The sequence below is a fragment of the Acinetobacter sp. P1(2025) genome (assembly GCF_051390655.1).
Taxonomy (GTDB): domain Bacteria; phylum Pseudomonadota; class Gammaproteobacteria; order Pseudomonadales; family Moraxellaceae; genus Acinetobacter; species Acinetobacter junii.
In genome coordinates, this window is record NZ_JBPKBJ010000005.1 from 78,722 (window position 1) to 95,190 (window position 16,469).

The 16,469-nt window shown below is 40.1% G+C and carries 15 protein-coding genes and 1 pseudogene; 1 reads left to right on the plus strand and 15 read right to left on the minus strand.

The window, feature by feature from the left end; all coding sequences use genetic code 11:
• The first annotated feature begins 9 nt into the window (after positions 1–9).
• Positions 10–1,359, plus strand: coding sequence for an ISL3 family transposase (locus ACSC97_RS02510; protein ID WP_436659153.1), 1,350 nt, complete (start codon positions 10–12; stop codon positions 1,357–1,359).
• A gap of 67 nt (positions 1,360–1,426) precedes the next feature.
• Here the strand turns inward: ACSC97_RS02510 and ACSC97_RS02515 are convergent, their stop codons facing one another.
• The 15 genes and pseudogenes from ACSC97_RS02515 to ACSC97_RS02585 form a co-directional block, all read right to left on the minus strand.
• Positions 1,427–2,734, minus strand: a complete 1,308-nt coding sequence (locus tag ACSC97_RS02515) for an MFS transporter (protein WP_194597194.1) — start codon at positions 2,732–2,734, stop codon at positions 1,427–1,429.
• Positions 2,735–2,814: 80 nt separating this feature from the next.
• The gene (locus ACSC97_RS02520) at positions 2,815–3,453 is read right to left on the minus strand and encodes a transmembrane anchor protein (RefSeq protein WP_436659155.1); all 639 of its coding nucleotides are present in this window, start codon (positions 3,451–3,453) and stop codon (positions 2,815–2,817) included.
• A gap of 11 nt (positions 3,454–3,464) precedes the next feature.
• Positions 3,465–4,178 (minus strand): HupE/UreJ family protein, encoded by a 714-nt coding sequence (locus ACSC97_RS02525; protein ID WP_194597192.1) that lies wholly within the window; start codon positions 4,176–4,178, stop codon positions 3,465–3,467.
• 5 nt (positions 4,179–4,183) lie between these two features.
• Entirely contained in the window at positions 4,184–4,555 is a 372-nt protein-coding gene (locus ACSC97_RS02530) for a hypothetical protein (protein ID WP_436659157.1), read from the minus strand.
• A gap of 11 nt (positions 4,556–4,566) precedes the next feature.
• Positions 4,567–7,695, minus strand: a complete 3,129-nt coding sequence (locus ACSC97_RS02535) for an efflux RND transporter permease subunit (RefSeq protein WP_436659159.1) — start codon at positions 7,693–7,695, stop codon at positions 4,567–4,569.
• 14 nt (positions 7,696–7,709) lie between these two features.
• A complete protein-coding gene (locus ACSC97_RS02540) occupies positions 7,710–9,185 on the minus strand; it encodes an efflux RND transporter periplasmic adaptor subunit (protein WP_194597191.1) in 1,476 nt (491 codons plus the stop codon).
• Between the two features lie 10 nt (positions 9,186–9,195).
• Positions 9,196–10,395 carry a TolC family protein gene (locus ACSC97_RS02545; protein WP_436659161.1) on the minus strand — a complete coding sequence of 400 codons (1,200 nt, stop codon included), beginning with the start codon at positions 10,393–10,395 and terminating at the stop codon, positions 9,196–9,198.
• 48 nt (positions 10,396–10,443) lie between these two features.
• Complete coding sequence (locus ACSC97_RS02550) at positions 10,444–10,896, minus strand: hypothetical protein (protein ID WP_087548250.1); 453 nt, start codon at positions 10,894–10,896, stop codon at positions 10,444–10,446.
• Positions 10,897–11,054: 158 nt separating this feature from the next.
• Positions 11,055–11,951, minus strand: coding sequence for a recombination directionality factor (locus tag ACSC97_RS02555; protein WP_436659163.1), 897 nt, complete (start codon positions 11,949–11,951; stop codon positions 11,055–11,057).
• A 220-nt stretch (positions 11,952–12,171) separates the two neighbouring features.
• Positions 12,172–13,317, minus strand: a complete 1,146-nt coding sequence (locus tag ACSC97_RS02560) for a YqaJ viral recombinase family protein (protein ID WP_436659165.1) — start codon at positions 13,315–13,317, stop codon at positions 12,172–12,174.
• Positions 13,318–13,444: 127 nt separating this feature from the next.
• A complete protein-coding gene (locus ACSC97_RS02565) occupies positions 13,445–14,503 on the minus strand; it encodes a DUF932 domain-containing protein (protein ID WP_436659167.1) in 1,059 nt (352 codons plus the stop codon).
• A 123-nt stretch (positions 14,504–14,626) separates the two neighbouring features.
• On the minus strand, positions 14,627–14,926 hold the full coding sequence (locus tag ACSC97_RS02570; protein ID WP_075696204.1) for a hypothetical protein: 300 nt from the start codon (positions 14,924–14,926) through the stop codon (positions 14,627–14,629).
• Between the two features lie 133 nt (positions 14,927–15,059).
• The gene (locus ACSC97_RS02575) at positions 15,060–15,434 is read right to left on the minus strand and encodes a hypothetical protein (RefSeq protein ID WP_125299936.1); all 375 of its coding nucleotides are present in this window, start codon (positions 15,432–15,434) and stop codon (positions 15,060–15,062) included.
• Positions 15,435–15,565: 131 nt separating this feature from the next.
• Positions 15,566–16,357, minus strand: a complete 792-nt coding sequence (locus ACSC97_RS02580; protein WP_436659169.1) for a J domain-containing protein — start codon at positions 16,355–16,357, stop codon at positions 15,566–15,568.
• A 38-nt stretch (positions 16,358–16,395) separates the two neighbouring features.
• A pseudogene (locus ACSC97_RS02585) lies at positions 16,396–16,469 on the minus strand (type II toxin-antitoxin system HipA family toxin); the annotation flags it as partial.

Sequence of the window (16,469 nt, forward strand, 5' to 3'; positions counted from 1 at the left end):
AGTATGGGCATGATTGATATTCTGCAACTGGAAGGTGTACAGCCGATAGATTACCGTAATGAAGATGGCTGTATTATGATTACCGTACAGCCAAGCGGTGAGCATTTGGAAACATGCCCTGAATGCGGTGGACGCTTATATAAGCACGGTCAGCGTATCAATCATTTTGCTGATACCCCTTTGCAGATGCAACCAGTAAAAATTGAGGTGATACGAACACGCTATCGCTGTTCTGAATGCAAAAGCATGATTACCCCTCAACTCAGCTTCTTAGATGAAAAACGTAGAGCGACCCATCGGCTGATTCAGCAAGTACGCAAGCGTTGCTTAGATCGAACCTTTACACAACTTGCCGAAGATACGGGTGTAGTCGTGAACACCATTAAAAACATTACGCTCGATTTCGTGGAAGAATTAGAACGAGATATTAAGTTTGAAACGCCAACGATTATGGGTATTGATGAACTCATGCTGATGGGTTCATATCGTTGTGTCATTACTAACCTTGCGATGAACAGCTTGTATGACATGCTGCCTGAAAGAACTCAAGATACATTGATACCATACTTCGCCAAACTGCCTGATGCAGACAAAGTAGAATGGATTTGTAGTGATATGTGGCGACCCTTCAAAAAGTCATTTCGTCTGCACCTACCCAATGCCAAGTTAGTCATTGATAAATTTCATGTAGTGAGAATGGCAAGTGAAGCTTTAGACACTGAACGTAAAGCTTTACAAAGTAGTTTGGACCGTGATGCCCGACTGAATTTGAAAAAACATTTACGGTGGATACTGCTTAGACGGCCAAATTCATTGACCGAAGATCAACAAAGAATTTTAGGAAATTTAGAAAAATGGCATCCTGAATTTAAGGAAGCTTATGACCTCAAAGAGCAGTTTTATAATATTTATGAAGCAACAACCAAAGACGATGCCATACAAAGGTTTCATGAATGGGAAAGCTGTATTCCCAAGTATTTAAAGTCTTTCCGTGACGTTGCTAAAACTGTGAATAATAACTTTGAGGATATATTTACCTATTGGGATGCGCCAATAAGAATTACCAATGCTTATACTGAGGGGCATAATGGTATTACAAGGGTCGCAAATCGAATGGGACGAGGATATACCTTTGAGGTGCTTCGAGCAAAAATGTTATATAACAAAGTGGCTCGATCTATTACAACTTTAAAGACTCCATCATCTTCATTAAAATCAACCAAAGGTTATGAGGGTTTAATTGCATTTCCAACCAAGCAAGAGAATACTAAGTTGGAATATGGCGCTTATATTCCAACCTTAGTTGAATTGTATGGCGGTGATGAATATTTAGATGAAGAACTAATTTCAACCATATAATGCAAATAGCCGTTTTAAATTGTACAACAAACAAACGATGCTTTTCTAATCTATTAGTCGAAAAGAATTATTTAGGCCATTTTTGATGGTAGTCATCAATCACATATTCATGCACATGCACACCATTGATTTGATGCTGAATCACATGTTCATGATCTGGTGGTAAATCATCATGGCTGTGTGGTAAATGAGCCTCATCCTTGGATGGCCACTGACGCATTGCAAGTAATAAAGAAATAGTTGCAATCACTGCCATAGGTATAAATGTTTGTAATGTTCCTATGTTAGTACTGAGCCACCCCACTAAAGGATAAGTCACTAACCAGCAAGCATGTGAAAACGCAAATTGGGCTGCGAATAGAGAAGCCCTATTCTCACTCGATGCAGACTTGCGAATCAAACGACCTGTAGGAGTCTGTGAAACTGAATATCCAATACCAAGCACAAACCAAAGTGCTAACAAACCATTATAAGATGCAATCAAAGAACCAATGAATAACCCAATTACAAGAATTGTCGTTCCCGTCAACATCACTGTTCGATCTGAAAACTTATCCAATATCTTAGGTAAGATGAACGCTGAAAGCATAGAACCTAACCCAAATAAACCAAATGCCCAAGTTGTCGCATTTTCAGTAAGTTTAAATGTCGATTGAACCAATACCACGGTGTTTATAATCACAACAGCACTCGCTGAAGCAATTGCTAGATTTAGAGCAAGTAATGCTTTAAGTCTTGGCGTATTAAAATAAATTTTAGCTCCCTGCTTAATACGACTATAAACGCCTCTAAACTCAGGTACTTTTGCAACTGGCAGTTTTGCACTCACTACAAATAGAGCAGAACCGATAAAACCTAATACTGTTCCCAAAAACAGATTGTGATAGCTCATCAGGGTTAATAAAAATGCTGCCATCATTGGACTGATGATATTTTCTAAATCATAGGCTAATCGAGACAATGATAATGCATTGGTATAGTCTTTTTCTTCAGGAAGAACATCTGGAATCATTGCCTGAAATGTTGGTGTAAATGCAGCAGAAGCAGATTGCAAAATAAAAATGAGAATATAAATTTGCCAAATTTGCGTCACAAACGGTAGACACAATGCTGTTAATGCTCGAATAACATCTAGTCCAACCAATACTTGTTTTCTTGGTAATCTCTCAGCAAATGCAGATGCTATAGGTGCTAAACCGATATAAGCAATCATTTTAATTGCCAATGCAATACCGAGAACTTGAGCTGCCTCCCCCTTTGCAATATCGTATGCCTGTAAAGCTAGGGCAATTGTGATTAACCCCGTTCCGATTAGTGCTATTACTTGAGCCAAAAACAAATGCCGATATATTGTGTTTTTTAGTACTTCTAGCATCTTATGGATTCCTTTTAGAACCTGACTTCTTTAGCAATTGAATCTCCTTGGAATATTATTCCAAGGAGATCGATCAAAACTTAAAAGACTTTCTTCATTTCACTAAACTGCCCTTCTACAAGTAGAGTTACAGTCACTGGCTTTTCCGTACGGTTACGCCAGAACCAACCATGTTTGCCATCAAAAGCTGCCTTTAAGACACCCTGCTGAGTTGTTTCATTCTTTCCTTTTCCATAGCCATGATAGAACCCTTTAGGAGCGTTCACAGGATCACCATGGGTATCATAGTTAAGACCACCTCCTACAGCTTTCCAATCAAAGTTGACACTTGCACTTTGTGGCATCGTCAGTTTCACTTCAGTAGCTTGGCCCGGTTTAAGCTCAATACTAATGCTCTCTTTATTAATAGCAGGCATAATCATTTGATCATTCTCAGTCGCTACTTCAGTCGAAATTTCTGTGGCAACTAAATCAGAGTTATTCACTACCTGTTGAAAATTAATACCATTCTCTGACTCTTCAGCCAGAGATTGTTTAATTTCACCCATTTTCGTTAAACCAAGCACTTTACCCATACCTGTCGGATCAATTGCATACTCCGCAGGCATGACACAAGTAACTAACACAACAACGGCACTTACGGCAGCAATTGCTGTTGATTTAATTAACTTTTTTGAAGAAGGCAATTCGATATCTTTTGGAATTTCAGCGTTATACATAATTTAGATCCTTATTGAGTAATGAAGCCAGTAAGTTGATAGCCAACAAGTAAAAAACCGAGGAACATGAGGAAGACATTGCTTTGATAGGCTGTTTTAAAGAAATAAGGTGTCTTTCTCCAAAACGTCAATAATAACAAGATGATGCACAGAGCCATAAACTGACCTAGTTCAACCCCAATATTGAATGAGATTAAATTTGCCAACAGTCCATCACTCGGAACTTCATATTCCTGAATTTTTACTGCGAGTCCAAAACCATGAATCAGACCAAAAATTAAAGTCGCGATTTTCGTGTTTGGTTGAAAACCAAACCAACGCTGATAAGCCCCTAAGTTATCAAGAGCCTTATAAATTATTGAAAAACCTATGATTGCATCAATGATGTAGGCGTTTATCGAGATATTGTAATAAACACCCACCAGCATCGTAATCGAATGCCCAAGTGCAAATAGGCTGACGTACAAGCCGATATCTTTCATTCGGTATAAGAAGAAGATAATGCCAACAAGAAATAGTAAATGGTCATATCCAGTGACCATATGCTTCGCACCCAAATAGATGAATGGAATGACATGAACGCCATAAATTTCTTGAATATAGCCCTTATCACCTTCTGCTACTCCATGAGCAAAAAGTGTAGGACTTACCAATATGATGAATAAAGCAAGTAATAGCTTTATGTAAGCACTTAATTTCACAATATGTGAAGCAATAATTTGCATGTATATCAAACTCCAAAATTTAAAATGAATTGAAAATCCATTAACTTTTTGGGCGGTTTAAAAATACGACTCACCATCAGATAAACATATTCTTTTGACCAATCTAGAATCAATATCCCTTTTAAGAGATGGGCTAAAGCGGTCGATTTAAGTGCGTCATAGCCAACAAAATGTTCATAGTAATTATCTTGGTGACTATGTGAATGTTGTTGGCTTATCTCATGATGGTGAGAGTGAATTGCATCAATTGAAACGTGTCTCTGAAATTCATTTACAGTTACATGCTCATTAAAGTGCAAACATAAAGCGAGACTGATCATGCAGACTAGCCACATCATCACAAATTTGCTTTGTTTATCTCGCAATATATTTGTCATTAAAGATGCCCCTAAACGACCTGTTCAGCGGCATCGTTAGATTTTCTTGATCTACCTTGGTTGAACCACACATACAAGGTCGGCAAAATAATCAAAGTTAGTAATGTCGATGAAATGATTCCACCAATCACAACTGTTGCAATTGGACGTTGAACTTCAGAACCAATACCTACGTTTAAAGCCATTGGGATAAAGCCTAAAGAAGCCACTAAAGCCGTGATTAATACGGGACGTAGCCTTTCAATTGCACCATGTCTCACCGCATCAATGACACTTTCACCTTGCACTCGAAGCCTTTGAATAGCAGAAACAAGAACCAATCCATTCAGCACAGCCACACCTGACAAGGCAATAAAGCCAACGGCAGCAGAAATTGAGAACGGAATATCTCGTAAAGCTAAAGCAATCACACCACCTGTTAAGGCAAATGGCACACCTGTGAATACCAAGATACTGTTTCTAATATTACCTAAAGCCATATAGATCATGGCAAAGATCAGAATTAAAGCAATCGGTACTACAACCATAAGACGATTTGAAGCCGATTCCATTTGCTCAAACGTACCGCCCCAAGTCAGCCAATAACCATCTGGTAATTTAAAATCAGCATTCAGCTTAGATTGTGCTTCTGAAATGTAACTACCAATATCTGTTCCACGAACATTTGCTGTAATGACGATACGACGTTTACCATTTTCGCGAGAAATCTGGTTTGGTCCTTGAACATTTTTTAACTCGATCAATTCTGATAAAAGAACACTAGAACCATCAGCTAAACTCACAGGAATCTGATAAAGCTTCTCGAGGTCTGTTACCGAGTTTTGGTCCATGCGTACCACAATGTCGAACTTTCGATCTCCTTCAAACACCTTACCTGCTGTCTCGCCTGTGATTAGACTAGAAACCTGTTTTTGTACATCCTCTGCATCAAGCCCATAGTTGGCAATCATGTCTTTTTTCAGCTCAACAGAAACCATGGGTAAACCAGACATCTGTTCGACTTTAAGATCAGCAGTACCATTGACTCCCTCTAAAATCTTAGCGGCAGCGTTTGCTGATTCAAGTAACTGTTCCAAATCATCACCATAAATTTTTACGGCAACATCGGTTCGGACACCTGAAATAAGTTCGTTAAAACGCATTTGAATCGGCTGTGTAAACTCATAATTATTTCCATATACGCCTTTAGATACGCGTTCAATTTCAGCAACAACCGCAGACTTTTCCTTATCAGGATTAGGCCACTGACTACGAGGTTTCAGCATGACAAAGTTATCTGCAACGTTAGGTGGAACAGGATCAGTCGCAATTTCAGCAGTCCCCACTTTGGCAAAAATAGTCTGAACTTCTGGAATTTTCTTAATCTCTTTTTCTAACGTGTATTGCATTTCAATTGCTTGAGTCAACGACGTGCCAGGAATACGCAAGGCATGTAGTGCTACATCTCCCTCATCCAAGGAAGGTATAAACTCTGAGCCTAAACGAGTCGAAAGACTTGCACTAAAAACAAAGAAAATAGAGACAAAAGCAATTAGCAAATATCTATGATTTAAAGACCAATCTAAAATTGGGTTATAAAATCTTTTGATGCCATGGACGATTTTTGACTCTTCTTCTTTAATTTCACCGGTAGTGACTAATGCCACCATTGCAGGGACAAACGTAATTGAAAGAATCATTGCTGCCACTAAAGCCATAACCACTGTTGCAGCCATTGGTGTAAACATCTTTCCTTCAACACCAGTCAGAGTCATTACAGGTAGATACACCAAGATAATGATCAATTGACCATAGAGAATCGCTTTGCGGGATTCTTTAGTCGCTTCAAACACAGTCGTAAAGCGTTCTTGCCTTGTTAAAACTCGCCCAAGCTCTTTTTGTTTAATTGCCAACTTTGCTAAGGAAGCCTCAACAATTACAACAGCACCATCTACAATAATCCCGAAATCTAGTGCCCCAAGACTCATAAGGTTGGCACTAATTTTCTGGTTCACCATACCTGTGATTGTCATCAACATTGATAATGGAATAACTAGAGCTGTAATCAGCGCGGCACGGAAATGACCAAGAAATACAAACAGAACAACGATTACCAGAATCGCACCTTCTAGAAGATTCTTTTTCACCGTCTGTATCGTTGCATCAACCAAAGTTGTACGGTTATAGACGGCTTTTGCTTCTACACCTTCTGGTAATGATTTTTGAACTTGCTGTAGTTTTTGATCAACAGCATGAGCAACATTTCGTGAGTTCTCGCCAATAAGCATGAATGCTGTACCCAGTACAATTTCTTGCCCATCTTTAGTCGCAGCACCTGTACGTAATTCGTGACCAATCGATATTTTGGCAACATCTTTCAATCTGAGGATATAACCATTGCTCGTCGTAATTGGGATATTCTGGATTTGCTCAATCGAGTTAATTTGAGAATCAGAGCGAATTAAATACTGTTCACCATTTTTCTCAATATATCCCGAGCCTTTGTTCATACTGTTCTTAGAGATAGCCTCTAAAATTGCCTTCTGATCCAGCCCTATGCTACGTAAATAAGCATAATCAGGTTGAACTACAAATTGTTTGAGATAACCACCAATGGTATTGATTTCATTAACACCCTCTACATTTCGAAGCTGAGGTTTAATCACCCAGTCTTGTAAGGTGCGTAATTCCGTTGGTGAAAGTGGATTAGGATTGTTCTTGGCATTTTCAACGGTATACATGAAGATTTCGCCAAGTCCTGTAGAAACAGGCCCCATAGAAGTTGCAATTCCAACGGGAAGATTTGGTGTCACCCCTTGTAGCTTCTCATTCACTAATTGTCGGGCAAAATAAATATCCGTCCCTTCTTTGAAAATTGCCGTCACTTGTGACAGGCCATAACGAGAGACTGATCGGGTATAGTCTAAATTTGGAATACCAGCCAAAGCCGTTTCAATAGGATAAGTCACCTGAGACTCCATCTCCATTGGAGAGAGTCCTTGAGCTTCACTATTAATCTGAACTTGTACATTCGTAATATCGGGAACAGCATCAATTGGTAGCTTAAAATAGTTATAAGCCCCCAATGCACCGACAAATAGGAATACGATGAGTACAAGCCAACGATTCTTAATCGAGAGTTTAACAATCTGATCAAACATATTCGCTACTCCCCTTAATGGTCATGAGTAGCGCCAGATTTACCTAGCTCTGCTTTTAAAAGATATGAATTTCCTGCGGCATAAACCTGTCCTATTCGTAATCCAGATTTAACTTCCACATACCCATTGTATTTATCGCCAAGCTCCAGAGGTCGAGCTTCAAAATCGTTACCAACACGAATGAATACCACGTCCCAATCACGGAAATTCTGTAACGCATCTTCACGTACAACCATTGGCTTTTGACTTTGATTTTCAAATATTTGAGCCGTAATTAACTGTCCAGAACGCCACTTAAACTGATTTGGTATCTCAATAAATACTTGCGCTGTACGTGTCTTAGTATCGATGACATCACTAATATATTTGATCTTGCCCAATGCCTCTTCTGTGCCTGTCGGACTTTGAGGTTTAACTTTGACTCTGTTTGTAGGGTTTATAGCATTAAGCTTGTCAGCAGGAACATTTACTACCGCCAAGAGTTGCGAAGTATTTGCGATTTTAAAAATAGGGGTTGAAGAGCTTACATTAGATCCAACAGCACCAAGGATTTCTAATATTGTTCCTGACATTGCTGCACGAACTTCAACTGTTCCATTACCTGAACCGCCATAAGAGCTTATTAAGTTATTCAACTCATTTGCACGAGTTTGAGCAGCATCAAAATCTCTCTTTGCAGAAATATAATCAATCTCAGGTGATACACGCTTTTGCCATAATGCTCGTTCTTGTTCCATTTTTTGGCGAGCAAACCGTAGAGTATCCAAAGCAACTTTACGATCCGCATTAAAACGAATTAAATCTTGGCTTTGGACAACAGCAAGTAAGTCTCCTTGACTTACTTTATCCCCAATATTACGGTAGGTTTTTATCAGTGTTCCACTGGCTTTTGGTGCAACAAGGCTTTCAAAATTATCAGGAAACTTCAATTCACCTTTCAGTTCCAAAGCATTTTCAAACATCATTGGTTCAACTTTTAAAAGCTCTAAACCACTGCTCTTAATACTACTGTCTAACATGGTGACACGACCTTCTTTCGTATCCCACTTCCAAGTATGTTTTTTTCCTTGATAATCGACATTTACAACCATTAGAAACGAATGTGGCTCATAGACAATTTCATTTCCAATCAAGTAATCACTCTCTGGTTTAAATTGAATATTCTGCTCAGCATCTAAACGCTTAATGTAAATATTCGCTTTTAAGTCTTCAGGTTTAAGTGGCTTGTCTTTCAAATACCCATAAACACGTAGGTGTGGTTCCACTCCTTCTTCAAATATCTTAACCTCAGCAGAGAAATCTCCATCTCGATACAAACGACCACCGTGTGGTCCTTTCTCATCTCCAGCTACAGCTACTTTTTCTTCGGCGACCTCACCATGTCCACTCGCTTGTGTCTTATTTCCGGTTTTATACCAAGCAATAGCACATAAGACGATAAGTAAGGCAACGACACCAGTTGCAATCAATGTATTGGTTTGTTTATTCATATTCTTGCCCTTATTCTTGATCTAAATGAGTAATGTAGTTGCGCTCGACTTCTGCAATTTCTGTCTGCAAAGCCAACCACAAATCGAATCGAGCAAGATGTTTGTCTAGCCAAATTTGCTTGATGTTATTGAACTCAAGTAAAGAGTTTTTCCCTGCTTGGTAACCCATCTCTGCAATTCGCAGGCTTTCATTTGTTGCGGGCAAAACGGTTTGATCATATTGCTTAATCGCATCAATTAAATTTGAAACCTCAATTGATTTGTTTTCCAATTCAATTTTAGAGTTACGACTCACAAGCACAGACTGTGTTTCTGCTTTCGTATGCTCTGCTTGAGCAATCGCAATATTGCCCTTATTTCGATTAAAGACATTGAGAGGTATTGACGTTGAAACTTGGAAGACTTTGTCATTGGTTTCTTGGTAGTTCCTAACCCCTACTCCCAAAGTAATATCTGGTATTGCTTCTTTACGGGCCAGTTCAAACTGAGTCTTTTTCAGCTTCGAATTCAGTGTTGCTTCTTGCTCAGACAAACTTATTTTGTTTGTGAAATTAAAGCTTAACGGAACCTCCAATGCATTACTTGGCAGGTTGGAAGTGAACTTAGAGCACAGATTTTTCTGGAACTGAATCTTCTTCACTTCATTTTGATGGCGCAATTTCGATTCAGATGAAAGTGCTATGCTTAGTTGAGCATCGGAAGGAATTACTCGCCCGTACTTAAGCCGTTCGGAAAGAACGTTAGCTTGTCTGGCATTCAATTTACTCTCAGAAGAATAAATTTCAGCACGCCGAGTAGCTACATACCAGTTCGCCATACAGATTCTTAAATCTGCTTTGAGTTCAGCCTGACGTTTTGCTATTTCGAACTCATTACGATCACCTTGAAAACTCGCAATCTGTTTTCTCAAGGAAAGTTTATTACTGAGAGGAATCTCTTGTGACAGTCCCAACAAGGTTGTTGGGCCATCCAAATCCTTCAGTTTAGAATTACCGAGATTATCCAACTCCACATTGAAAGTCGGATTATTTAATATACCAGCAAACTTTTGATTTATTTCATAAGCTTGCTCGGACTGCTGTAAGCTATTGAGTACAGCATCACTTGCGATTACCTGCTTTTGTAGTTCAGCATAATTCGTTTCCGCAAATGCGTTTGCTGCCGTTACTACAAAACCACAGCTAAGAAATAGCTGATAAATTTTAGACATGACTTTACCTATACAAAAAAATGAAGAATTATTTTTTGTATAGAAAAATCAATTTCTTAGAACAATAAGAGCTTTTGTATAGGTATAAGAATTACGTAAAATAAATATTCTTTTTCTAAAGTCAAATACCCGAATCTGATGTTCAGATAACTTTAAGAACAGAAAAATAAGAGCAGTGATAAAACTTAGAATAAACACAGGGTCTATGCTTAGATCACTATCAGAAGAAATAGGCTTCACCGAGTGATGGTAGATTGGCTCATCAAAATTCTTCCAACTATGTACTTCTGCCTCATGATCAGCAGTACTTCTGGGAGAATCCTTTGAGTGCTGCAAAGACCAATGACTAGATGCATCATCTTCCACAACAATACTTAATTCATGTTGGTGTTCAATATTTTCAAGTAAAACAGGTGCCCACGCATGAACTCCCGTAATTGTTATCGTAAACAAGAACAGGATAAATGCGAGTATAAGCTTAGACAACCTACTTGAACGCATAACGATGGACATACTTCTGATTTGCTAACAAAATACTAAAAAGCGTTATTAAAGTAAATCCATCTCTTAGATATTCTAGAAGTGAATATCTTCTTATCTATAGACCAAAATCTGCAAAAAAAAAAGAGTACGAGTACTCTTTTCTAATTAAATTCATTTCAATTCAAAGCCTGCACCGACTGCTGCAAGCCTTTCTGAATATCCTGCACATGGCTCAGGTCATGTGTTTGTTGAGACTGTTCTGGTCTTGATTCATCTGTATAAAATTCCTCAACAATATCCAGCCCCTCTTCACCTCCCACCTCAAAGCTGGCATTGCCATAACCCTGCCGTGCCACATGGTCCAACGCCTCCTGATAAAATCCTACTGCCTTGCTTTGTTCATCGATCTGATTGGCTGAACTAATCGCATCTTTCAGGTTTGTGCCATCCCTTAAGGTTAAATCCACGTAGTAGATCGGGGTACGGTAGCTTTGAGTGGTACTCTTGCCTCTTAGCATTAGTTGCAATGGTAAACATGAAAGCAAGTCACCTGAAGCCGAGCTGTAATAACGTAATCGTGCTGCCAAAGTTCGAATACTATTAAAACCTGTGGTTCTAAAGATGAATGTACCGAATTCATCCGATTCATCGAGATTGACGTAAAGTCTGCCATAAGGTTTACATAGTCCACCTTGAGCCAACGGACATAAATCAGGTGATGGACATGGATGTTGTTCAATGCCATTTTGTCCAAGTCGCTGACAGGTTTCACCATTGCCTGAGCAGATTAATCGTCCAGTTTGTCGGTCAAACAGACTGTACTCTGCCCTTAAATTTAGTTCAGGATCGTTAAAGATCATACGCACTGGAATGCTTCTGAGTTTTTGGTTCGGTGCTTTAGCTCGTAGTTGTTCATCCAAGGGGTGCTTAATCCACCCATCTTTTCCTTGGATTTGGCTGGTAATAGTAAATTGATCATCTTTTTCAGGGACACGCTTACCATTCTTTTCCACGACCTTGCCAATACTGATACGACCTAGTACGGGTGGTGTAATTGCGAGACCTTTGATCATAATGTATCCTCTATGGAGTTTAAAAGTTAAGCCATAAAAAACCCTACGTTCCCAGAGGACGTAGGGTTTCTTAATCTGAGCTAGTTGTTTGTGTGGTCTATTGAAACGAGATGTTGAAATATAAAAGCACAGTTAAAACCATGCTTTCAAATGAATGACTTTAATACTACTGGTCATGCTTTCATTATTTTTGACTTTTACATTGTGGATAAAGAATGAGTTATCCACCATTCGGATAAATCTGAAAACGCCGTGTACCCACTTTAGTTTGTGGGAACTGCTGGAGGTATTCAGGGTATTGTTTCAATAAAGCCTTAGTGTCTAAGCTGATAGAGTCTTGTGACTTCCTCCATGTCACTGAGCCACCTGTAAACACAGCACGTTCTGCATCTTTCATCATCATTTGTATTTGATGTTTTAATTCATCGAAATACTGTTGGTGTTGTTCAACTTTGTGCCGCTCCTCAAGTAATTGATTAAAGAGATAGTTAGCCTGTTCATTTTGGCTGAGGTCTTCTACGGTCAGAGGTATCTGCTCTGGATAAAGTTGTTGTAAGGCTCTAGCAGCGGAATCCGAAGCATCGACACTCGGTGGAATACCTGATTCCACACATTGCCAGAAGTGACGTTCAGCATTGATGATGTGCTGGATCACGGTTTCATTTCTTGTCACTTTATAGATTTTGGTTTCATGTCCACAGATCAAGGCACAGATATGTGCCGCTTGTTTGCCTGTTACCGCCAGTTGGTGCTGCACTTGGCACAGTACATACAGTGGTACACCATCCCGCCAAAGCTTTGCACCATATTCCCCTACGGTTTTACATTCTAGAATCTGCACTTCATCGCTACCGACTACGGCATAATCCAAATTCGCCAACATAAAGTGTTTGTCTTCATCAGGATGTTGTAGCACGGAATTAACTCGACGGACTTTATGGTTGGTATGCATGCTGTAGTATTCAGCCACCAAAGGTTCAAGCTGTTTCCCCCAATACAACGGTGCATAGCCTGCACTTTCATCTTCAATGTTTTGTTGCATGCGTCCTGTCTTAATCATCCAGAGTTCGAGCATCGACATATAGGGATTCAGTCCGCAGGCCGTTGCAGCATCACTGCTGCCAATGCCTTGCTTTCTGACTTCAAGCCATTGCTGGTAATTGAGTTGCTTGGTGTTAGCTAAGCGTTTAGCAACAGGTGTTCTGCTTTTGCGTGGTTGTTTAGTTTGAGCTGGATTGGATGAATGACGTTTGCTTCGGGTGCCTACTTCGACCTGTTGGGTAGGTGGGGTTGGATTAAGCTGAGGTACATAAGGCAATAAGGGTAGATGGTTTAAAGTATTTTGAATTTGAGTATTACTATTCATTATGAATATTCCTGTATGAATAAAATCGTAAAAGCTAAATTTCAGGCATAAAAAAAGCCACATCTGAAGAATGTGGCGAAGGGTGTTATTGCTTAGGCTAATATAGCTTGCTTAACTGAAACTGAATTTATGCCACCATTCTGAGTGCTTGTTCTAAGCCACGTTGTTTAATCGCTGCCCCCGCTCCGAACCATGCTGAATCGAGTCGATGATCTGTACTCATCGCTCGTCTTTCGTGGTCAGTGAATTCCGTGATTGCGCACAGTAAACCATAGGCTGTGTCTTTGGCTGAACTGAGTTCTGCCCCTCGTCCATGTCCGTTAAACATAGTCATGACTTTTGACATGGCACGTCCATTCGGTTCGGTTTTATTGTCGGCTTTTGATGAGTTTGTTTGATTCGGCATGGCTGCATTTCGATAAAACTGAATAATGCTTTCATCCTGTTCAGCGATACTCAGATTAGTATTGTTAAATACCGCATCAAAGTAAGCGGCTGCTTCTTGTTGCGTTACTTTACGTTGACTCAGTTGCTTCATTTCATACATGTGTTCATCCCATGCTCGGACTGAAATGCCCAATTGCTGTTTGACTTTTTCCGCATCGAAACGAGTACTGTGCGGGACTTTAACCACACCTGTGTTGTTCGATCCAGCGTTTTGTGCTTTGAGTGCAATGGCTAAGGTGTTGTTACAGACCACACGAATAGAGGTGAATTGTGCGGTAGTCGCCAAGGTACCATCACACGCCGTCGCTAAAAGAATATAGCCATTGCTGACATCTTTGCCTTTCAGTGCTGAGGTCTGTCCAGTTTTGGCTAATGCCCAGAATTTCTTCCCACCTTTGAGTACTCCTGCGGTTTCCAGCTCAAAGCCTGATTGTTCAGTCAGATCACGATAAAACTCTAAAATGTCTTTGGGTTGTACTTCTTGAAAGCGCTGACTCACCACGGATAAAGGTGCATGGGTATCTGAGCGATACAGTACTCGTTGTTCTTCAAAGGGTAAGATGATGTTTTGTCCGCGTTGGTTTTTCGCCATGTAACTGACATCAGAGGATTCAATACGCCAATCCATACCTGCTTGTTGTGCCCAAACTTCGATGGGTTGATTGGGCGTGAGTTGATTTCCCAATCCATGCCAAGGGGTTTGACCTGTGAATGCCATTGTTTCAACTAAATGTGCCATGAGCAGAATTCCTCTATAAAAATAAAGATGTGATGTTTAAAACTTAAAATGCAGTGTGTTTAGGGGTGTTGCAGCAAGGGTTGTTGCAGCTAGCGTTGAGACAGTGATGAATGCGGTAATTCTTTAATCAGCCACGGCAAAGCTTTGTCCGCATTGCAAACATTGGTAATGTTGAGCCGCGTGGTAATGTCGATAAAAGTAATGTTGACTGACCAAGATCAATACGCCCCCTGCAACTACACCAATCAATCCACCGACATAGGGGGGAATGCCCGCACTTCTTGCCAGCTTTATTCCAAGTACAGCCATCGTGAAGGGTGAGAAATTTTCTAGGATTTTTTCAAAATACTGAGGGCCATGCGCTTGTGTGGCTTTCAAGATCACTTGATCTGAATGGCAATAAGGACAATGTACGGGATTCATCATGAGTGTCCTCGTAGTGAGTAAAGTGATGACAAGCATTCTCTGTAGGCATAAAAAAACCATGCCCAATTTGGGCATGGTTGTTTGCTTGCTTTTACGCTATACAGTGATACTCGTCCTGAGTTTTGCCGTGTTATTTAAAGCGATAACTTGCTGCACCTTGATCTGTTTCAATATCAACTTTCACAATCGATTCGTAAGAGCAGTTTAAATATAACTCTAAGGCTTGGCCCATTTGGAAATGTGCTGGTAATTGAATGGGATTACGGTAGCGTGCGGTATATCCACAACGGCCATTATTCACATCCACTTTATTCAGTGTGATTGGATTTGCATCGAGTGAACGGATGGTGAGGATCACATAAGTCCGATCGTATAATCCGCCTGGGCTATATTCTGTATTGAGCGTAACTTCCATTTGTTCAGGATTAAATTCAGTACCACATCCCGATAAGCTCAAAGGAAGTATGAGTAGTACAGGCAATAGGAAAGTCTTCAATTTATTCATCATTATTTTATCCTCTATTTGATAAGGCTTGATTTGTGTTTGGACAGTCGTCAGCGATTCATTGCGTTCGCTTGGTGCTGGTTGTTCAAATAGGTAATATGTATCTGAAATTTCTTTATTTTGATTTTCCGTCAAAGCGACGCTAGCAGAGCTTCTAAACAACTGCGTGCTTGATTGATCTGCTGCGCCTGTTGTTCAATCAATTGCCTCACTGCTGGAGGTAATTGTTGGTATTGGTCAGGATGGAAGTCAGCCATCTTACGACGGTAGGCAAGCGTGAGGCTTGGTCGATCTAATTGTTCAGGGGTGATATCAAGTAACTCACAGGCAGCGAGTTGTACGGGTGTCAGCTGATGGATCGGTATGGAAGATTGAGGAGCATGCTGCTTAGCTTGGGTATCTGTATATGCAGGATACTTGGTCAGTATGGCGAATGCTGTTTGTTGCTCAACATTGAATGCTGTACTGATCTGAAAGAAATGGCTGCGTGCTGTTTCAGCGTCAAAGTTTCTTTTATTCATTAACACCAATACTTCTTCGAGCAAAGCAAGGCTTAACGAAGGAGGTAGGCTGTGCTGAATCAGTGTGATTTCATCCAAGATATCAAAAAAGTCGAATTGATGATTCTGTTGCATCATCTGTTTGAGAAACTGTTGGTCATTGGGATGAACCATGTCTCGGTCAAACAATTGTGTTATCAAGGTTCTTGTGGATTGGCTCCACTCTCCTCTCCACCCCATCAATAGGTAGGCATAGAGCTTCATGATGGGTTGTAGATTGGTAATCGTATTGAGGTTTTGACTTTGAGTCTGCGTTTGAGCTTTAGCGAAGGCACAATACTGATTGAGGAAATCTGCCAACAGACGTATCCCTGCTTTTTCAGGTTGGGCCAAGCTGACTTTGACTGTACCATTGATTATCATGAACCGTACCGGGTTTGTCGGAGACTTTTTTATTTAAGTTAGGCCACCTGACCTAACGGGTTAATCTTATCATAGTACATTGCTTCAAACTCAAAAGGTGATACATAACCCA